This is a genomic window from Apilactobacillus ozensis DSM 23829 = JCM 17196 (assembly GCF_001435995.1).
Lineage (GTDB): Bacteria > Bacillota > Bacilli > Lactobacillales > Lactobacillaceae > Apilactobacillus > Apilactobacillus ozensis.
In genome coordinates, this window is record NZ_AYYQ01000030.1 from 37766 (window position 1) to 61016 (window position 23251).

Consider the following 23251-nt stretch of genomic DNA (forward strand, 5'->3'; position numbering starts at 1 on the left):
TTATTATTTTATTGTATTGCGAAGATAGTTTGCGATATTGATTGCGATTTCTTGGTAAGTTTGACCGTTGGGATGCAAGTGGCAATCATTTAATTTGTTTTGATAATTATGGTTATTGATAAGATTTGGATTCCATACTCGCCAGTCTAAGACGTCGATATTTAAGACTTGATAGGTTAATTTTAAAGCATCTAATAAGTCGTTAAAAGTATAACCACCTTTACAAAAAACATCACTAGCGTTTTTGTAATCATCATATCTGGTAGTAGGTAATATGCCAATGATTTTTACATCAGGGTTAGCTTGGCAAATTATATTGATATTGTTAGCTAAGGTCAGGCTAACATCTTCAATTGAGGCTTTACTATGGCCATAATCGTTAGTTCCGTAAAAGCAGATAGCTAATTGGTAATTACGCCAGTTAATGCTTCTAATCTTTTGTGGCATATCGATTTCACGAGTTCCGGTGATGGTAGCACCATTTTCACCAGCGTTATCAACATTAGCGTGCAAATAGTAAGCTAACCATTTGGGGTAGTTACTACTTAAAACTTCATGCCCATTTGAACCCTTAGTGATGGAGTCACCGATGGCTATAATTGGACAATTATTAAAATTAAAAGTCTTTTTCAATATGATAACCTCCTTAGAAATAAATTATATTGTTGTTGAATAGGTTGAAAAAACGATATTAAATTGTTACGATTAACATACTTATTGATATGGGGAGAAGTAATTTACCAAGCGATAAATATCAATATAATTATCCATGTTTTTACCGCCAAACACAAATTACTTTTCATATTGTTAATCTAGTTAATAGAATTAACTACCATTAATTATGACTAAATAAATGGGGCGAAAACAAATCGAAAGTTCTTCCAAATGGATACTTAGTACAATCTTCCTTATTGATAATTAGGCTTATGAATTTTTATTTTATAAAGATTCGTAAGCCTATTTTATTTGCAAATGTTATAATATAGTTCCTTGGCAGGGGCAACAACTAGCTGCACTTTTTAAAAGTGTAGCTTTTTTAATATTTACTTAATTAATATCTTCTGGTAAAATACTTAGTTAAAAATAAAAATAGATATGGAGGGCATAAATGATGGATTTAAATAGAGTGATTGTATTAGATTTAGCTTCACTTGGTATGGGCGAAGGTCCAGATGCTAACCGTTTTAATTCTGTTAATGCTGATACTATTGGTCATTTAGATGCTTCATATGCTGACAGGGTGGTAGTGCCTACTTTAATTGATTTAGGGTTAGGTAATATTCGTTGGGATAATCCGCTGGCACATATTCCTGAAGTTTCCACTAGTCGTGGTTTCTATGGCAAAATGTGCAGCAAGGTAAATTCTGCCAGTGTTAATTCAGGTCTACGCGAAATGTTTGATTTTAATGCTAGCACCCGTACTCTTTCTATTTTTGATTTATTGGCTCGTCAATTTAATAATGTTTCAATTATCGCAAGCTTTGCTAATTATTTGGAAAATCAGAATATTAATAATTCTGTTCAAGTTCCAGATGATAGCAAAGCTTTTATTGAATTGTCCAATAAATTAAATTCACAACACGATGGGTTTATTTACTGTCAGCCACCAGAACTGAAGAGCTATGCTAAGGCTAAAGATGCTGATGGATATGTTCGTCAATTAAATTGGTTAGATGGCAAGATTCAATCACTTTGTGAAACTTTAGAAAGAGAAGATTTGTTAATCATTACCGCTAATTTTGCCAATGATCCGACTTATCAAGGTCAGCAAATTACTCGAGAATACTTACCATTGTTAATTTATACATCTAGTATTGAACATGGTCGTTCGTTAGGTATTAAGCGTTCATCTGGAGTAATTGCATCAACTATCTTGGATGTTTTTGGATTATATGATGCTGATACAATGGAAAATCCTAGTTTGTTGCATAATTTAGAAAACTAGTATTTATTGAATTTAAGGGGGGTGATGAGCTAGTTTTTATTTATTAAGCAGCATGATTTGTGGTCTATTAATTTATAGAGAGAGGAATTTATTATAATGTATCTTTTAGTTAATATCTTAGGTATTTTTGTATTTTTAGGTATTGCGTTACTTTTTTCAAAGAACCGTAAGGCAATTAATTGGCGTTCTGTAATTACTGTTTTAATTTTGAACTTATTCATTGCTTATATTCTTACAGAATTTGCTTGGGGACGTGCGGCTGTTAATGCTACTGCTAATGGTTTTACTGAACTAGTTAAAGTTGCTAATGCAGGGATTTCTTTTGCTTTACCTAGTTGGTTGAATATGAAATCACCTGATTTTGTAACTAGTTCACTATTACCAATTCTATTAATTGTACCTGTTTTTGATATTTTAACTTATATTGGTGTACTTCCATGGATTATTAAATGGGTTGGCCGTGGCTTAGCATTCATTACTGGTCAACCAAAATTTGAATCATTCTTTGCAGTTGAAATGATGTTTTTAGGTAATACAGAAGCACTTGCGGTTTCTGGTCTTCAATTGAAGAAAATGTCTGCCGAACGTAACGTTGTGATTGCAATGATGTCAATGTCTTGTGTAACTGCTTCTATTTTAGGTGCTTATACTCAAATGGTTCCGGGTCAATACGTATTAACTGCTGTGCCTTTAAATATTTTAAATGCTGTTATTATTAGTTCTATTTTAAGTCCAGTTAAAGTTACTCCAGAAGAAGATACAATTGCTAAGATGGGTGGTTCAGCAGCTAATGACTCAGCCGAAGTAGCTGAAAAGGTTGTTGATAAAGACAAACCAGCTGAAAAAGAACCTTTCTTCTCTTTCTTAGGTGATTCAATTTTAGGCGCTGGTAAGTTAATCTTAATTATTACCGCTAATGTGATTGCATTCGTTGCTTTAGCGGCTTTAGTAGATAAGATTCTTAGTTTTATTAACCCTAATTTATCATTAGAACACATTTTAGGTATTATTATGTTCCCATTTGCATGGTTAATGGGTTCAGATGTAAACACTGCCTTTAATTTTGCTCAACAAATGGGAACTAAGCTAATCACTAACGAATTTGTGGTTATGGGTAAAGTTAGCCCTCATATTAATGATTTTGCACCTCACTACCGTGCACAATTAACTGTTTTCTTAACTTCATTTGCTAACTTATCAACAGTTGGTATGATTGTTGGTGCTTTCAAAGGATTAGTTGATCGTGCTAAGAACGATGTTATTTCACATAACGTTGGTTACATGTTACTATCAGGGATTTTAGTTTCACTAATGTCTGCTGGAGTAATTGGTTTATTCGTATGGTAATCAAATAAAAAAGAAGCGGTAAAAAATTTATCGCTTCTTTTTTTGTGTAATTTAGTATTTATTGAATTGCACTGTCTTGGTTATCACAGTTAGTTAGTACTTCAGGACTAAATAGATTTTCAACGGTTGCTGAATCCAATAGTTGTTTATCTAGCACTAATTTTTTAACTGATATATTTTTGTTGAGAGCCTCTTTTACGATGCTAGTTGCTTTTTCATAACCAATCTTGGGGGTTAGTACCGTCGCGGTGATTGCAGATTTTTCCACATTCTTTCTATTATATTGTGCATTAACTTGAATGCCTTTTAGACAATTATTAATTAGGGTTTCTATGGCTTTAGTTAAATGCTCTTCAGAAGTTAAGATATCACGGAACATAATTGGTTCAAAGGCGTTTAGTTCTAATTGACCACCTTCAGCGGCTAAGGATACGGTTAAGTTTTTGCCAATCACTTCAAAGGCCACTTGATTAACAACTTCTGGAATCACTGGGTTAATTTTACCAGGCATAATAGATGATCCAGCAGCTTTCTTAGGTAAACTAATTTCGTTTAAACCAGTTTGTGGACCACTTGATAGTAATCGTAAGTCGTTAGCAACTTTAGATAAATTCATAGCTAGAGTTTTTAACGCTCCTGAAAATTCAGCGAAACTGTCACAATTTTGGGTTGCGTCAATTAAATCATCAGCTTGTTGTAGATTGAGTCCGCTAACTTCGCTTAAGATAGGTACAATATTATTTTGATAATATTCACTAGCGTTTAATCCGTTACCGATAGCGGTACCACCTAAATTAATGATGGTTAGATTTTTGGCAGCGTTGCGAATCCGTTTATAGTCGCGTTTGAACAGGGATGCATATGCTTTGAACGACCTGCCATATGTAGTTGGAATTGCATCTTGTAACTGAGTTCTTGCGATTTTAATTGTTTTTTGATGTTGAATGCTAAGCTCAGTGAACTGATTGATTAGATTGTCGATTGACTGGAGCAACTTAGGAGCTAATTTTAACATGCCCATTTTACCAGCCGTTGGGAATGTATCATTAGTGGATTGCGATTGGTTGACATCATCATTGGGGTGAATTTTAATATCAGTCATCTGATAAGCTAGCTGTGCTACGACTTCATTAGCACTCATATTAGTCGATGTTCCGGCACCACCTTGAATAGCTGGAACTATGAATGCTCGATAATCATGGTTATCAATTAACTTTTTACAAGCATTAATAATTGCGTCGGCTTTACTTTTTGATAAAGTATCAGCCTTGAGGTTAGCTTTAGCAGCAGCTAATTTGATTTCTAACATACTCTCTAATATAGCTGGATGAACTTTCTCACTAGTAATAGGGAAATTATGAACTGCTCTTAATGAATGAATCCCATATAGTGCATCGTCTTTAACTTCCATTTTTCCTAAACAATCTTGATCAATTCGCATTTTAGCATCTCCTATGTAATATTTTGTTACACATTTCAATGAATTATAGGCGATTTTTTTAGGAACGTCAATACATAAACAACCTTTCATGAAACTTTTTGTTGATCTCACAGTATTTACGGAAGGTTTATTTGATGTTACAAAAAATAACACTAAATACATTTTTCTTTAATCCTTAAGAATATTTAAACATTATAAAAGTATAAGTCGAAATATTTAACTTATAAGAAGAACAAGCGTAACGTTAAAAGTGTATATTAAATAATTTATTATTTCTAATAATTTTATTAATTTTAGTATACATATAGAAACATTTGGAGGCGATTTAATGAATTTTTTCATAAATACTACTTATAATGAGAAGAATTCAGGAATTGAACATGCTCAAATTAAAAGAGCAAAACTATTTAGAAATAATAAAGCACCATTTAAATTAATTTTTAGGGATTGGAATCCAAAAGAACATTTTTATTTAAATGCTGCTGATATCAAAGATGATGAAATCCTTAATATGTTTGATTTTTTCCAGAAAGCAGAAAATGTTGAAACTAAAAAAAACAACGTTATGGATATCGATTTTGGATTAACGGGTTTAACTTATAATGATGAGCCTAACAACAACAGATACATAGTGTTAAAAGATAATGCAATTGTTGCCAGAGTTAGATATTTTGATGAAAGCATTAGTAAAGATAAACAAGTTAGTGCCGTTGAATACTTTGATGGTTTCGGGAATCTATACCGAGTAGATTTTTATGATACTCGTGGATTTCAATCAATGGTTGAATGGTATACACCTGATAATAAAGTGGCTACTGACGTTTGGTACGACTTAAATGGAAAACCTGTTTTAGAAACGTATTATCGTAAAAATGCTAAGGGCAAGATGGAACAATCAGCTTGGAAAATCATTGAAGATGATGGTTCTATCAAGATTGTGGATAACATTGACGACGTGGTCTTTGAATTTTTAAACAAAGTTAATGATAAATATTTCTCTATCAAAGAGCCTAATGTATTTGTTTTAGATCGTACCAATGTAGCTGATTGGATGGTTCCTAAGTTACATCGTCCTGCTTACTATGTAATGCATCTTCATAACTCTCAAGTGGGTGATCCACAAAAGCCAGATACTTCGATTTTGAATAATAATTACGAGTTCCCATTATTTACTGGTAATGATTATGACGCGATTATTACAGCAACTGAAAAGCAACGTAAAGATGTTATGCGTCGATTCAAGCCATTAGCTAAAGTCTTTACGATTGCGGTAGGAATAGTGCCTAATGAACAATTTGATAAGCCTCGTATTCCAATGAGTGAGCGTAAGCCTAATAGTATTTTAGCGACTGCTCGTATTGCTCCAGAAAAGCAATTTGGTGATTTAGTTTCGGCAATGGGGATTGCTAAAAAAGAAATCCCAGACATTAGTTTAGATTTATATGGATATTTGGACCATTCTCAAAATGACCGTGCTAAAAAAGAAATTGATAAAGCCATTAAGAAGTACGATTTAAAAAATCAAGTTCATATTCACGGATATACAACGGATGTTGGCAAAATTCAAGACCAATATCAGGTTTATGGTTTAACTTCAGTCATGGAAGGATTTAATTTAGCCATGATGGAAGCAACTTCACACGGTGAAGTAGGAGCTACTTATGATGTTAACTATGGTCCTAATGAATTAATTCAAGACGGTGAGAATGGGTATGTTGTTGATTATGGTGATTATAAAGCTTTAGGTGAAAAGTTAATTTACCTATTTAAACATAAAGATGTTCTTCAAAAAATGTCCGATGCCTCATACGATTTAGCCAAGCGATATTCTGAAGAAAGCGTTTGGAATGAATGGAAGTCCCTATTGAATGACGCTCGTGAAAATTGGGATAAAAAGCTTAAAGATTACAGAGAACCAATTAATCAAGGCTTAAATCAAATGGAGGAGTAGGTGAGTTATATGTATTATTTTGTAAACGAAAATATATTTACTTTTAATTCAGGGACTGAATTTTCGGCGATTAATCGTCAACAAGAGTTTAAGAAAAACGGTATGAAATCAAAAATTGTAACCAGAAATTATAATGGACGTATTCATGCCGATGCTAAAGATCACGGTTTGGACGATGATGATTTTATATCTATGTATGATTTTTTTCAGGGAACAACTGGAGTCAAACGTGAGCATAATAAACTAAGATATTCAGATATTGTTGATAAGAGAAATTATCACATTGTTGGAATAAACAATAATAGTTCTTTGATTAAGTATCATGGTAATACAGTTGCTAAGGTTGAAATTGCACCTGGAACCATTGGTGAAATTGGAACAATTATTTACTATGATCGTTTTGGAAATGAAACTAGTAAAGATATATATGATTCGCGTGGGTTTAAGTCCAAAACAGTTTATCTACATCCTAATGGCGAAACTGGTCATGAATTACTTTACGATATTGATGGCAAACCAGTTATGGAAATTACGCATATGTTTATAAATGGTAAAGTATTTCCAACCATGTATAAACTACTAGATTACAACGGTAAGAATTTGAGGTTCAATACTGAAGATGAGTTGTTTACCTTCTTTATTCAAGAACTACTTAATCAGAAAGAAGGTGTAATAATAAATGATCGTCCAAGTTTAATTGAAGCAATTGCAAATGTACAAACTAATTGTCATAAATATCAATTCTTGCATGGACCACACACGACAGACGTCAATCTTGGTGGCAGTAAATATGGTAAGGTGTTTGAAAATCTACGTCCATTATTTGGTAAGTTTAAATCAGCTTATAGTGGAGTTATAGTTCCTACTGCTGAACAACAAAGCGAATTACAAAAGTTCTTTAGTAACTTTAATATATATAACATTGCTGATTTTACTGTTGATGGTGAAAACTTTGTAGATGAAAATAATCAGCAAACTGATAGTAAAGACATATTATACATTGGACGTTTGTTTGAAGACCGTCATATTGACCATTTACTAAAGATTACACAGTTGGTTAAAGCTGAGTTTCATGATGTTAAATTGCACTTAGTCGGATATTTTGGTTCTAAGGAATATTCTGACCAGATTAAAAAGCAAATTGATGATATGAAACTAAAAGATAACGTCATTATTGAAGGCTATCAATTGGGTGACAAAAAATCTAAATTGTATAAGAATGCCGATGTAGTGGTTTCAGCAGGAAATGCTGATGCACTTAACATCTCAATGATTGAAGCTTTCACTTATAAGACACCTTTTGTTAGCTATGATGTTAAATATGGTCCAAAAAACTTTGTTAAAAATGGTAAAAATGGTTATTTAGTACCACAGGGTAAATTTAATGATTTTGCCGCTTGCATTATTAAAATAATGCAATTGCAAGATGATTGTAATGATGAGAAAGGTTATTTAGAGGCTATTCACAATTTTGACTTTCATAATTTCGCTCAACAATGGGCTCAAGTTATCTAAACCATTTTGTCTATAAGCTTTGATTATTCCTTCAAGGAGGGGATTTAGTTTGAAAGATAAGAATGGAAAAGATTTAAGTAGATATACAAACGATAGTGGTGATTTTGATTTAAAGAAAACCCATTATCGGATGTATAAATCAGGTAAAAAATGGCTATTTGCGGGTATTACGATGGCTTTTTCACTTACGATGGCAGGTACTATGAATAATTTAGGTGTGCATGCCGATGAAAATAGTAATAACAATAGTGAAGAAGTTGGCGAACAAAATACAAACGTCAAAAGTGGCTCTCCAGATACTCAGGTAACAACTAATAATAATACTGGTAAGCAAAATAACAATACTACCACTGTTAATCAAGATGAAAATGCTACTTTGGGTCATTTAGGTGACAATAATGAAAACACACAAGCTACTCCTAGCAAACCTAATGACAGCCCACAACCATCGCAAGATGATGCTAACCAAAATTCAGGTAAGCAAAATCCAACTACTACTGGTGGTAGCGTTACAAAAACAGATGGTAACAGTAATCCCACCAATGCTGTTGATACTTCAAAACAAGACGTTCAAGAACCATCTAAGCCTTCTTTAGATAATAATGGTCAAAAAGTAGATGATGTAGAAGGTAGTTCTAAACCTGATTCTAATAAAAACGTACTAGATCTTAGTAAGTATAAAGACGGAGGAAAGATTGATCCGTCTATGCTAGCGACCAACTTAGTTGAATCTCAAGCTAACAATCAAGGTAATCAGTTAGCAACAAACGGCAGCATGACTCCAGATCAAATAGCGATGTCACAAGCTTCTGCTACTTCTAATTCTGTAAATAATAGTGTTGCTTCACAAGTTACTAATTTAGATAAAGAAAAAACACAAGCTCAATCAAGTAATGCTTATCGTGATGTCAATAGTTGGCAGCAATTTAGGGATGCCTTTGTTAATGATGGTGTTCACTACATCAATATGACTGGTGACATTAGCTTTAATGCATCTTCTGGTTCTACTGACCGTGCTTTAACTGCGTCAGATGCGCATAGTGATGGCTCATTAATTATTAATGGTAATAATCACATCTTAGACTTAGGTAAAAATGGCATTTTACCATTTGGGACCCCAAGTGCTGACCAAGCTTATGGTGACGATCGTCCTAATGTAACTTTAACTGACATTAAGTTGCATCAAAATACCGATATGACTTCGACTGATACTTCTACTACTGGGATTGGTCAGACTAATGGTACTAACATTGTTGCATTAACAAGCCAGGGTGCATTTGGAAACTATGTGTTCAACTTCAATAATATTCATATGACTGATAACAAAGGTAATGATATTGATCCAGGAGCATACAATGGTGACCAATATGCTAACCGTTTAATTGATGCAGACCATTCATTAGTTAGATTTTCCGGTGATAACTATTTTGTAGTTAAAGCTGAATTAGCTAACTTTGGTAGTGTACAAATAGCAAATAATACTAATTTAAATGTTCAAGAGACTTACAATGGTAGTGCTTCTAGACCTGTATTTTTAAGTTACGGTGAAGCTGGTCGTTCTATTTCTAACGATACTGATACCGGTAAGGACCATTCATTTACAGTTGGTGATAACGCTAAATTAAACTTTAACAGTAATTATCGCCAGATTGGTTATGCGCCTGTTTCTAATAATTGGAAGACTATTAAAGTTGGTAATAATGTTACTTGGACTCAAAATAATTTTTACTACTTAATTGATAATAATACTGGTGATAGTGGGTATGTTTCTACAACCACTCCAAGCCGAAACGTTAATTTTGGATCTAACGATAATATTAATGTTAGTGGTGCATACCTACCAATCTATTCTGGATATGGTTTAAATGCTTATTTTGGACCACAGTCTAATATTAATATGGATTGTAATGGAAACACTGTTTACACTTATGGTTCTAACACGATCAAAGTTAACTTTGATCGTCCAAAGGAATTAAATCTAACTACTACCGGTGGTAAAGTATTTAACGTTAATACAAGCCAACAAACACCTGACACTAACGTAAGTATTACTGAAGATGGTTATCCAGATGGAAATGTAACTTTTACTGGTAGTACTAGAGCTTCTAGTGAGAAAAATAATTTCAAATTAAAGACATTAGACATTAACTATAAAAACAATAGCAACGGTGGTGGTCAAGATTCATTGGCTAACTATTATGTTTACAACTCCAACAGTATTAATGCTGTGAATGTAAAACAAAATATTCCATCTGAGCATATAGTAAATTCTCCAGATGCTGAGGTTTCACCTGAATCGGCTGCATCAATGGCTGCTAATGCACAAAATAGACCTGCTGTGCGTCAAGTTGCTAATAAAGAACAAGAAAAGCAACAAGCTAAAGACCAAAATGCATATCAAGAAGTTCATAATTGGCAAGAATTTAGAGATGCTTTTACTAATAATAATATTCACTATATTAATCTAGATAACGACATTATTTTCCATGCTTCAGTTAATGGTCAATCTGGTGGTGATCAAGCGCTTACAGCTGCTGATGCACATAATAGTGGTTCGTTGATTATAGATGGTAATAGTCATTTATTAGATTTGGGTAAAAATAATACTTTACCATTTACTTCACCTTCGAATGATAAATTGTATGGAGATAAGAATCCAAATGTTACTTTAACTGATCTTCGAATTCATCAATGTAGTGATACCACAGCTACTGATACTACTACTAATGGGAATCCATATCCTGCACAATATGGTAGCAATGTTATTAGTATAGTTGCTCCAGATAGTAACTCGCCAATTCCTTATGGTGCATATGTATTTAACTTTAATAATATTCATATGACTGATACTGATGGCAAAGATATTGATCCAGGTTTACAAAATCCAGCTGGCGGAAGCTCATATTATGCTAACCGATTCATCAACGGTGATCATACATTGCTTAATTTCTCCGGTGATAACTACTTTGTAACTAAAGCTGAAGTTGCTAACTATGGGAGTATCGTTATTGCTAACGGAGCTAAGATTGTAACCCAAGCTACTAACGTCGGAAGTTTATCAAGACCGGTATTTGAAAACTACGGTGGCGGTGGTAATATGGTTTCACCTAAGGGTGCTACTGGATACGATCATTCATTTATTGTCGGAGATGGTGCATCGCTAGATTTTATCAATAACTATCGTCAAACAGCTTATGCTCCTATATATTACAATTGGCAGAGTATTAAGGTTGGTAATAATGTAAGCTGGCATCAATATAACTATTGGTTCTTCATTGAAAATTATATGGGTGATTCGGCTTATCTATATAATGGTAATTATGCAGATAATAATTATCATCGCACGGTACATTTTGGTTCCTTAGATAATATTAATGTTGAAAATGCATATTTACCTTTTGACTCTGGATACGGTTTGGATGCTTACTTTGGACCAGATTCCCAAATTTCAATGAAGTCAAATGGAACTACATTTTATTTATGGGGTTCCCATACCAACAATATTGTTTTTGATCATCCAAAAACGTTACAAACATCTTCTGGATATTCTAGGACTGTAAGTATCGGAATCTGGCCTTCACAAAATCCAGCTTCACACATTTTAGTAGATGAAGGTAATAAATTATCTGATATCACATATAAAGGTAGTAACCGTAACAATAATGAAAAAAATGTTTTTGATTTTGACAACCTAAACTTTGTATATGATTTAATGCGATATAATAGTGCTTCTTCAAAGGGTGGAGCTAACCCTAACGCTGCAGGTAATTTCTTTACTAATAATAACGGTTCCATTAATGGAATTATGATTAGACAACTAGCTAATTCTAAAGGTGATCCATACAATAGTTCTAAAAATAATGAATCAGTTAACAATGCTCAACAAAATAGTTGGGATGCTGAAGATAATTATAATAAAGCATCTATAGCTGCTTCAGTCGCTAATGTTAACTACAGTGATGCTAGTCATAACTTATCTCTAGCAAGTATGAACTATAATCAAGCTTCTCTAATGAAATCGGAATATGACGATAGCTATAATAAGATGACGCCTGATCAACAAAAATCTAACGCAAACTCGTATAGTGCCGTTAAAAATTATTATCAAAGTGCTACTGATGCTTATAATGATGCTACTGGCCAATTATCATCTGCTAGTTCTTACTATAATAATATAAATTCTAGTTTAGCATCTGCCTCTCAAGCAGCTGCTGATGCTGCAAATGCATATAGTGTAGCAGCATCCAAATCGGATGAAGCTGCTCAAGATGATTTAATAGGGAATTCATATGCTAAGGATGGTAATACAGCTGAAGCTGAAAGATATTGGAAACAAAAGTCTGATGCTACTAGTGCTGCAATTAATGCCGCCAGTGTTGCTTCATCAGCTGTTGCTTTCAATAGTTCAGTTGTAGCTAACATTAGTAGTAATGCCGACTTAATTACTGCTAATTCCAATGCTATTATTAAAGATTCTGATGCCATTAAATCAAATGTACAAAGTTTGGCTGATGCAACTCACTTTGATCCTAACAAATATGGAATCATGAATGATGCTAATAACGCTGCCGTGTATTCACAAATGGCATCGCAAGCTGCTCAAGCTGCTAGTTCACATAATGCTTATGGCGCAAATACAATTGCATCAAGTGCTAATAGTGTTGCATCAAGTGCAGCTACTTTGGCTAATTCGCTATCAAATAACGTTTCTGATTCTAAAAATGTTTATACAGGTAGTCAAATGACTAGTATGTCAATGCAAGCTAGTCAAGCTGCAAGTAATGCTAAATCTGCATATCAAGTTGCCTCTAATGCAGCTAATTTAGACAACAATATGAACGAAGCTAGCTATGCTGCTGCGATTGCCAATGCATCTAATTCGAACATTCAAGCTTTGTCCAATGCTTACCCAGATGATACAAATATTAACAGTATAGCTAATAAAGCATCATTAGCAGCGACATCTATTAATAATACTTACTCAAGTGCTTCTTCTGCTGCGATTGCTGGAAATGTTAATGATGCTACTAATTTAGCTAATCAGGCTAAATCTCAACAACAATCAATGCAAGCTTATTTTGATGCCGCTAACAGCTATGCAAAAGATGATGCTAAACGCAACCAAGTAAAATCCAATGTAAGTACAGCTGAAAATGATTCTGTAGCTGCTTCATTGTCATCTAGTCAAGCCTCGTCAGCATACTCAGCTGCTCAAAGTAGTGCTAATGATACGTTTAAATCAGCTATGAGTAGTAATAGTGTAGTTGCTAGTCAGGCAGCCCAAGATGCTTCCAGTGCATATAGTGCAGCTAGTCAAGCCGCTAATAAACAATCGCAAGACACGAACAAAGATAGTGCAAATAGTGATGCTGCAGTGGTTTCAGACCAAGCTAAAAAGGCTAGTGAAGCCGCTGTGAAAGCTGCTTCGGCCGCCCAAGCTATAATGAATGTTTCCAACCAGAGTATGAATTCTTTTGTAGCTAGTTCGGCTGGTAGCTTATCAAATAGCTTAGCTCATAAAGCCAATAATGATTATAGTTCATTATCTAGTGACAGTAATTATGGTTCAGGTGTTAAATCAGCAGCCAGTCAAGCTAATGATTCAATTCAAAATGCGAAAAGTATTGCTTCATCAGCTGCTAAAGCAGCAAGTCAGGCTTATGATGATGGTCAAAAAGCACCAAATCCTAAAGATGCGCAAAGCTATGCTGATGAAGTCGCCAAACAAGCTAGTTTAGCTAGCTCAGCAAATCAATCGGTTATTGATGCTAACCACGATTTAGATAATATCGTTAATGTTAATTCTAATGATTCACAAGCTTCCTCGTTAGCTAAAAGCACAGCTACTATTAATTCTGATGTTGCTTCCATGAATAGTAGTGCTCAAAATAACGATACATTTAGTCCTTCTATAAAATCTGCAGTTAATAGTAGAGCTAATATAGTTAGTTCTGCCAATGTTGCTGCATCTAATGCTGCTAATACAGCCTCTGTTTCAGCAAGCAACATGGCTAAAGCAAGCGATTCATCTGCTGCTCAAAGTTATGCAAATCAAACATCGATAGCAAAATCGGTTGCACAATCTGCATATAATGATGCAAGCTCAGCTGCTCAAATCATTACAAATGTTGTTAACGGTCAATCTAATGTAAATAAAGCCAATTCAGCAGCTAATGCTGCATCATCAGCAAATGCTAAGATTAATGCTGCTAACACTTCGGCTCAATCTAACGCATCTTATTCTCCAAATATTAAATCAGCGTTTAGTCAAATCGCTTCTCAAGCTAGTTATAATACTTCGGTAGCTAATTCAGCAGCTATAACGGTACAAAATGCATCAATGAATGCTGCAACTGATTCGGATGCTCAATCAGCGCAAAGTGATGCCAATGCTGCTTCAATAGCAGCATCGCAAGCTCAATCAGCTAATGATGCTGTTCAATCAAGTGCTGAAAACATTAAGAATATGACTTCTGCTTTTGATAATTCAAATGCAGCTAGTCAATCATCTTCACTAGCTGGTAGTATAGCTAGTTCAGTTAGTGCTATGAGTTCTAATGCATCAAACCAATCAATGTCCGATGTTACTAAATCTGCAATTAGTGATGCTACTAGTGTTGCAAATGAAGCATCAAGAAATGCTAGTTACAATGCATCCATAGCTAGTGATGCCGTACAAAATATGCAAAAAGCATCTAACGCTAGTGATGTACAGAGCTACGCCAACACTGCATCTCGTTCCGCATCTTTGGCTTCTCAAGCAGTAATTGATGCAAGTTCAGCTGCACAAGATGTTAGTGGATTAATCAATAGTGGTAATGATGCTGACAGAGCTTCTTCTAATGCTGACGCTGCATCACAAGCTTCAAGTTTAGCTAAATCAATCGCTGACTCAGCTGCTAAAGATAATAATAATGATGCTACTAAATCATTAATTAATAGTGGTGCTACAATTGCAAGCTCAGCTGCCAATGTAGCTTCAAATGCTGCTAAATCTGCTGCTTCTGCTTCTAGTCAGGGTAATAAACCTGGGATTGATTCTGATGCTGCCAAGAGTGCGGCTAGTGCGGAATCATCGGCTGCTAGTTTAGCAAGTTCAGCCAATAGTACAGCACAATCGGCTGCTAAAACAGTTAGTGATGCTGCTAACGTTAATAAAAATAATTCAGCAGCTAGTTTAGCTAAATCAATTGCTGATTCAGCAGCTAGTTTAGCTAGTGAAAATTCAAATGCTGCATCTAAAAATACAAGTATGACATCTGCTGAAAGTGCTGCAATTTCTTCAGCTAATAGTACAGCTAGTCATGCTAAGGATATGGCAAGTTCAGCCGCACAAGATGCTTCTAATGCAGCTACTAATATTAATAGTGATACCGATTCATCAGCAGTGCAAAGAGATAGTAGTAAAGTAGCTAGTGCACAAAGTGTAGCCCAATCAGCAGCTAGTGTAGCCCAATCAGCAGCTCAAAATATTACTAACGTTACAAACAGTAGTAAAAATGCTGACCAAGCTAGTCAAGCTCAATCGCAAGCTTCTGCTGAAACTAATACTGCTAACAGTCAAGCACAGTCTGTAGCTAATGACAATAATTACGATCAAAATACTAAACAAACTGTTAATACAGCTAGTCAAGCAATTAGTTCAGCTAATCAAGCTGCAATATCAGCAGCTAATGCAGCTGCTAAGGCTGCTACTGATGCAAAATCAGCAACTGATGGTTCTGCTGTACAAAGTAATGCTGATGTTGCTAGTCAGGAAGCTAGTATAGCTGCAAGTGCTGCGAAAACAGTATCAGATAATTCACAAGCTATTGATGACATTGTAAAGAATGCTTCCTACAGTAGTATGGCAAATGTTGCAGCTAGTCAAACCTCAATGATAAATAGTGCTGCACAATCTGACAATGGTATTAGTAGTGATAACAAGGCTAGTTTATCAAGTTTAAACACGGTTACTTCTACTGCTGCTCAAAACGTTAATTCTTATGCATCATTAGCTTCATCAGCAATAACAGCTGGAAATGTATCACAAGCTAATAATTACACTAATCAAGCTTCACAAGCTAACTCAACTGCAGTTTCTGCTGCTTCACAAGCAGGTACTATCTATAATAGTGCTACTTCTGATTACAATGCTGCTGTAAGTTCTATGCAGGCTAGTTTAGCTTCACAAGCTGCAAGTATTGCTGCCAGTCAGGCTAAGTCTGATAGTCAAGCTGCTGATAAAAATATTGATAGTTATAGTTCAGCTGAAAGATCTGCTATCAGTAGCGCTAATCAAGCCGCTTCACAAGCTGCACAAGATGCTTCTAATGTTGCAAGTCAAGCATCTAGCGCTGCTAGTCAAGCAAATGTAGATTCTCAAAATAATAGTTCAGCTGCAGCTCAAAGTGATCGTTCAAGCGCAGCTTCATACGCCAAATCTGCAGCAGATAAGGCCTCTGAAGCCGCTTCAGCCGCTCAGAATGTTCATAATATAGTTAATAAAGACTCAAATGCTAGTGATGCAAGTGAATCTGCTAAGAATGCATCTAGTGTCGCAAGTCAAGCTAGTGCTGATAGTAGTACTGCATCATCTGCAGGTAATTTAAATTCAGCAGCTCAATCAGCAATATCCAGTTCTACAGATGCTGCAAAATCAGCAGCTCAATCAGCTGCTAATGCATCGACAGCAGCAAGTCAAGCTGCATCGAATGCTAAGACCGCTACAGATTCATCAACAGCGCAAAGCAATGCAAATGAAGCATCGAAACAAGCAAGTATTGCTGCATCTGCTGATGCTGCTGCTAAGTCTGCCGCTCAGAATATTCATAATGTAGTTAATAGCGATTCAAATGCTAGTGCTGCAAATGAGTCCGCTAAGAATGCATCTAGTGCGGCAAGTCAAGCTAGTGCTGATAGTAGTGCTGCATCATCTGCAGGTAATTTAAATTCAGCTGCCCAATCAGCAATATCTAGTTCTACAGATGCTGCTAAATCAGCAGCACAATCGGCTGCTAATGCATCTAGTGCGGCAAGTCAAGCTGCATCGAATGCCAAGACAGCTACGGATTCATCAACAGCGCAAAGTAATGCAAATGAAGCATCAAAACAAGCAAGTATTGCTGCATCTGCTGATGCTGCTGCTAAGTCAGCTGCTCAAAATGTCCAGAATGTAGTTAATAATGATTCAAATGCAAGTGCTGCTAGTCAATCGGCTAAAAATGCTTCAAGAGCTGTCAGTCAAGCTATTTCCGATAGTACAGCTGCATCCACAGCAGGTAATTTAAGTTCAGCTGCCCAGTCAGCAATATCCAGTTCTACAGATGTTGCCAAATCAGCAGCACAATCGGCTGCTGATGCATCTAGTGCGGCAAGTCAAGCTGCATCGAATGCTAAAGCAGCTACAGATTCATCAACAGCGCAAAGTAATGCAAATGAAGCATCAAAACAAGCAAGTATCGCTCAATCAGCTGAATCAGCTGCCCAATCAGCTGCTCAAAATATTAATAATATTACGCAAGGTAGTATGAATACAAGTATCGCTCAATCAGCTGCAAGTGATGCTCAGCAAAGTGCTGATAAAATGGATAAGGACAATGCATCTGCCCAATCTAATGCTAGTTTATCTTCTAATGTTAAATCTGCTGTAGATAGCAATGCTAAAATTGCTAATTCAGCCGCTAATGTTGCTTCATCTGCATATAGTGACGCTCAATCTGCCTACGATACGATGAACTCAGCAACTGATTCATCAGCCGTATCAAATGCTGCTAGTGCGGCATCTAGTGCTGCCAGTGTAGCTCAATCAGCTGACAATGTAGTTAAGTCAGCAGCTCAAAGCACACAAAATATTTACAATGTGGACTCTAATGCAAGTGCAGCCAGTTTAGCTGCTTCAACAACTTCTAATGTTAGTCAGCAAGCTTCCTTAGCTAACCAATCCGCTAGTCAAGATACTTCATTGACTGCAAATGCAAAGTCAGCTATTAGTAGTAATGCTGACGTAGTTAAGTCTGCTGCAAGTTTGGCAAACAATGCTTCAACTGCAGCCAGTGCAGCTGCATCAAATGCCAAAACAGCAACTGATTCTTCAGCTACGCAAAGCTATGCTGATGAAGCATCAAAACAAGCAAGTATTGCCCAATCAGCCCAATCTAATGCCCAAAAAGCGGCTCAAAGTATTAGCAATGCAGCCAGTGTTGATTCCAATGCTTCGTTAGCATCTAAAGCAGCTATTACAGCATCTATTGCGGCAAGTCAAGCTAGTTATGATTCACAAAATGCAAGTGGAAATTCTGCAGTTAAATCAGCTGCTAGCTATAATGCAAGTGTTGCCAGTTCTGCTAACAGTCAAGCCAGTGAAGCCGCTAAGTTAGCAAGTGACGCTGCATCAAATGCTAAAACAGCAACTGATTCATCAGCTGCGCAAAGTTACGCTGATGAAGTTGCTAAACAAACTAGCATAGCGCAATCAGCTGAATCTACAACTTCTAAAGCTGCCAAAGCTACACATGATACTGTAAATGTTGACTCTAACGCTAATACGGCATCTTCAGCTGCAAATGCTACAGCAAGTGCTACAGCAGAATTAAATTCTGAAAATTCAGAGGCTCATAATAACAATAATTATAACCAAGCTATTCAATCGGCAATTAGTAGTGCTGCATCTGAAGCTTCAACCGCTAACTCAACTGCTTCTTACAACGCAAGTATAGCTAGTTCCGCAGCTTCAACTGTACGTAATACTAATAACCCATCTGATGCTGCAAGCGCTGCTAGCGTGTTGTCACAAGCTGCGAGTCAAGCTAGTTCTGCCAGTTCATTAGCACAATCATTAGCATCAAATGCTAAACAGTTATTTAATGGAAATAGTTTAGCTAACCAAAGTATGACTAATTATGCTAATGTACAAAGCATAGCTGGTAATATGAATCAAGTATCGAGTGCTTATTCTCTATATCCTAGCAATGCTACTTTATCGAGTGCATATAGTAGAGCTAACTCAGCCTATAGTGATGCAGTATTAAACTCTACAGCGTATGACTCTTTAGCTAAGAATTATTCTGATGCAGTATCTAATAATAATATCAGTCAGGCAAATAGTGCTTTATCATCGATGAGTAGTAATTTAATTTCAATTGCTAATGATAAGTCTATAGCTGCAGACGCTTTATCTTCAGCTAACCAAACTGTTCAGCTGATGCCAGCTTATGTTCAAGCAAGTAATAATGCTAGAAGTGCAAGTTTGAGTGCTTCATTAGCTGATTCTATGCGTGATGATAATCAAAACAACGCTAAATCATATTATGCTAGTTTGGCTGATTCATTTGCCTCTTCTGCTAGTGACTTAGTAAAATCTGCTTCTAATGACATGAATAGTGGTATTTCATCTAACATGGATAGTTATGTTAATGGAACTAGTTCTGCTGCTTCAACAGCAGTTTCATTAGCGGATAATATTAGAATTATGTCTAATGTTGTTGCTAACTCTAATGCTGCTAATAATGCTAAGAATTATATAGATAGTGCTAATGCCACTCTTTCAAGTATGGCTACAAATAACATTAGTAATTCTTATTATCAACATGCTTTGTCAGTTGCTAATTCAGCGGGAATAGATATGAATACTGTTGGTGGATATATTAATTCTGCTAATAGTAACTATGCTAATTATTCACAATCACAAGGCAGTTATAATGCTTCGATGGCATTAGATGCGGCTAAGAGCTTAGCTAATAATTTGAATGGATATGACGAAACACAACTTGATGGTAAAATGTTACATCATTCTGGAGCTTTAGAGCTAGCTAGCGCAGTAAGTGATGCTTATGCTACAGCTAGTTATGCTACTGCCATGACTGATAAACTAAATAGTAATAGTTACGCTAGTGGACTAATAAGTAATCAATATAAGCAAATTGAGTCAGCTCAATCTAAATATCCATTAGATTCTGATATTGCAGGTGTCTACAACTCTGCTAGTTCAGAAAGTTCTTTGGCTAGTGATTATTCCAATACCATAAACAGTTTGCGTTCTGATTTTGATAGTTATGTTAATAACGATAAAAGTCTTAATCATATGGATAGTGCAGCTTCAGTAGCTTCACAAATGAATAGTTACAATAACAAGTTCGATAGTGCAGCTTCAGCAATGGATAACAATAGTAAGCTATTAAACAACATTTTAAATGCTAAGCAAAATATTTCTGATGCTCAAAGTGCTGCTCAAGCTGCTGAAAATTATGCTAAGAATACGTCTCAAGCTTATTCTGCAGACAATAATCCGGTAGTTTCTTATGCTAATAGCATTGCCCAATCAGCAGCTAATATAGCATCTACTGCTGCAAGTACTGCTGCTATAACTAATAATTATGGTGATATTGAAAGTCAAGCATCTATAGCAAAATCAGCTGCTAATAAAGCATCTGGTGCTAATGATTTAGCTAACAATGGTAACATGACAGCTATTGCTAATAACTCTACTGCTGTTAAATCTTATTATGATGATATTAATTCACAATATAATTCAGCTAATAACAATTCTTCATTACCTCAGAGTGTTAAAAACAGATTATCTGATATGAATAATAGTGCAGCTAATTTAAATACCAATGCTACTCAATATTCGTTAGCTGCAAAAAATGCTATTGCTGCTGCCCAATCAGATCTACAAAGCAACAATTCCTCTGCGTTTTCTCAAGACCTAAACTCAGCTATTGCTGCATCTAAGTCTATGAGTAGTACTGCTGATGCTATAAAGTCTTTAAATGACGCAGTTCATGATATGGCTTCCTATAGTCAAATCATGGGGAGTGTAGCAACATGGAATAATAACGCTCAGGTTGCTAATAACTCAGCTAATAGTGTAGCTAATTCTTATTCAAATATTGCCTCAATTCAAAGTGATGCTAGTGTTGCAAATAGTGCAGCTAAATTAGCATCTGATAGTGCAACTAAAGCTTCCATTGCAGCTAATACAGTGTTAACTAATCCTAGTGATAGCAGTGCCGTTAACGAAGCAATATCTAACGCTAAAATGGTTAGTTCGGCTGCTCAGACAGCAAGTCAAGCTGCCCAAAATGCGATGAAATCTGCTGCATACTTTAGCAATGCAGTTAAAGTTGAAAATGCTGGTTCTAATGCTTCGTTTGCAAGTTCAGCCTCTAGCTTAGCTGGTTCATTATCATCTTCTATGAGTAGTGATAATAATTATTCAAACTCTATGCAAAGCAATGCTGCTAACGAGGCTAACTTAGCCAGTTCAGCTTCCACTCAAACTAGTACGCAATCAAGTTTAGCATCTAGTGCAGCTTATCAAGCTAAATTAACCGGTAATTCATCTTACGCTAGTGATGCTGATAGTTATGCCAAAAATGCATTTAGCTACAGTTCTCAAGCAATTACACATGTTAATAACATTCAATCGATGGTATCTAATGTCAGCGTTGCTTCCGGTGCTAGTTCATTAGCTAGTTCAGCTTACAGCTTAGCTAGTGACGCCAAAAGTAAAGTCGATTCCTTTACTAATGCGGCTAATAGTAATGCTAACTATACTAATTCTGATCGTGCGGCTATCAACAGTGCTGCAAGTGGAATAAGTGATGCTACATCTGCAGCTGCATTATGGTCAGCAAATGCGAATACCTATGCTAATAAGGCTAAAAATGATACTGATTCATTATCGGCAGCTAGTGACGCTAATAGAGCTAGTGCTTCAGCTGATAAAGCTTCAATGTATGCATCAAAAGCTAATGGTATCCAATCTAATGTTTCCTTAGCAAACTCAATTGCTAATAGTAATGCTGAATTGCTAAGTGGGGTTAGCTATGCTGTAAGCTCAGCTAATAGTGCTATGGATTCACTAAATAGTTCAGCTAATATTGCTAATCCTTCACCATCAAACTATAATTCAGCAGATAGTTTAGCAATTAGTGAGGCTATTAGTTCTGGTAGTAATGCATCTAGTCTAGCCAAAAGTTATTATGATAAGGCCAAAAATGATACTGATTCTAACGCTGTATCTAATGATTTAGCTAGTGCTTCTGCACAAGCTAATAGTGCTTCAACTGCTGTTTCTCAATTAAGTAATGCTATCTTTACAGCACAAAGCAATGCTTCTATGTTATCTAGTGTAAGCACTCAAGCAAGTCAAGCTTCAACTGCTGCCAGTCAAGCAAATGTTACTGCTTTAAATAATAATTATGGCCAGTCTGATAAAGACAAAATTGATAGTTATGCTAAAGCAATTAGCAATGCTGCTAGTTTAGTTTCATCTTGTGTTCAAGTGGCTAAAACAAACAGTGATCCTGTTGCTGCTTCTGGGGCATTAAATAGTGCCGTTACTCAAGCTAGCGTTGCATCTTCAATTGCATCTAAACAACTTTCAAACGCTGTAAATGACGGTCAAAATAATGTTAAGTCTTTACAACCTAATAGAACATCAGCAGCTAACTTAAATTCTAGTGCTCAAGCCATCAACAATAGTATTGCTGCACTTAATAATTCAGCACAAAGTAATTCTGGATATACTGGTTACGATAAATCAATAATGAATAGTATCGCTAATGTTGCGAATAATATTGCAACCAATGCAAGTAATGCTAATGCTGATGCTCAAAGCAGTAGTGATCCTAGCTCAATTGATAAAGATAAAAGTGCTGTTTCTGATAACTATAGTAGTATGAAAGCTAGTTTAGATAGTTTAAATGGTGCAATAGTCCAAGCATCTAACAATGCAGCATCAATGAGTAGTGCAAATACAGCAGCATCAAACGCCGCAAGTAGCGCAGCTTCATTGAATTCATCAGCACAAAGTAATGATAATTACGGTAGTGGTGATAAATCTAATATTGCTAGTTATGCAAGCGAAGCTGCAAAACAAAGTACAGCTGCAAGTGAAGCTATAACAAAAGCTAAAACAGCATCCAGTGCTGATTCATTAACTAGTTACATGAATGCTGCAAATCAAGCTGCACAAAGTGCACAATCTGCTTTAAATAGTGCAAGTTCTGCTGTTATAACTGCAAACTCAAATGCTTCTGCAGTTGCACCAAATAAGACAGCTGCCAGT

7 protein-coding genes are annotated in these 23251 nt (G+C 35.7%); 5 read left to right on the forward strand and 2 right to left on the reverse strand.

From position 1 onward, the window contains the following. Positions 1-3: 3 nt before the first annotated feature. On the reverse strand, positions 4-633 hold the full coding sequence (locus FD06_RS04215; protein WP_054658015.1) for an SGNH/GDSL hydrolase family protein: 630 nt from the start codon (positions 631-633) through the stop codon (positions 4-6). Between the two features lie 475 nt (positions 634-1108). Here FD06_RS04215 and FD06_RS04220 point away from each other — a divergent pair, with 475 nt between their 5' ends. Both FD06_RS04220 and FD06_RS04225 read left to right on the forward strand, forming a co-directional pair. Continuing rightward, complete coding sequence (locus tag FD06_RS04220) at positions 1109-1945, forward strand: alkaline phosphatase family protein (protein ID WP_054658017.1); 837 nt, start codon at positions 1109-1111, stop codon at positions 1943-1945. 96 nt (positions 1946-2041) lie between these two features. Continuing rightward, positions 2042-3292: a NupC/NupG family nucleoside CNT transporter gene (locus FD06_RS04225; protein ID WP_054658019.1), complete on the forward strand. Its 1251-nt coding sequence runs from the start codon at positions 2042-2044 to the stop codon at positions 3290-3292. A gap of 58 nt (positions 3293-3350) precedes the next feature. Here the strand turns inward: FD06_RS04225 and FD06_RS04230 are convergent, their stop codons facing one another. Then, complete coding sequence (locus FD06_RS04230) at positions 3351-4733, reverse strand: aspartate ammonia-lyase (protein WP_056966285.1); 1383 nt, start codon at positions 4731-4733, stop codon at positions 3351-3353. Positions 4734-5061: 328 nt separating this feature from the next. On the opposite strand from FD06_RS04230, the gene FD06_RS04235 reads away from it, so the two are divergent. The 3 genes from FD06_RS04235 to FD06_RS04245 all read left to right on the forward strand — a co-directional run. After that, positions 5062-6684: a glycosyltransferase gene (locus FD06_RS04235; RefSeq protein WP_056966287.1), complete on the forward strand. Its 1623-nt coding sequence runs from the start codon at positions 5062-5064 to the stop codon at positions 6682-6684. Positions 6685-6693: 9 nt separating this feature from the next. Beyond that, positions 6694-8199 (forward strand): glycosyltransferase, encoded by a 1506-nt coding sequence (locus FD06_RS04240; RefSeq protein ID WP_056966289.1) that lies wholly within the window; start codon positions 6694-6696, stop codon positions 8197-8199. A 49-nt stretch (positions 8200-8248) separates the two neighbouring features. Beyond that, the coding region (locus tag FD06_RS04245; RefSeq protein WP_202812977.1) for a KxYKxGKxW signal peptide domain-containing protein at positions 8249-23251 on the forward strand (15003 nt) is incomplete at its 3' end.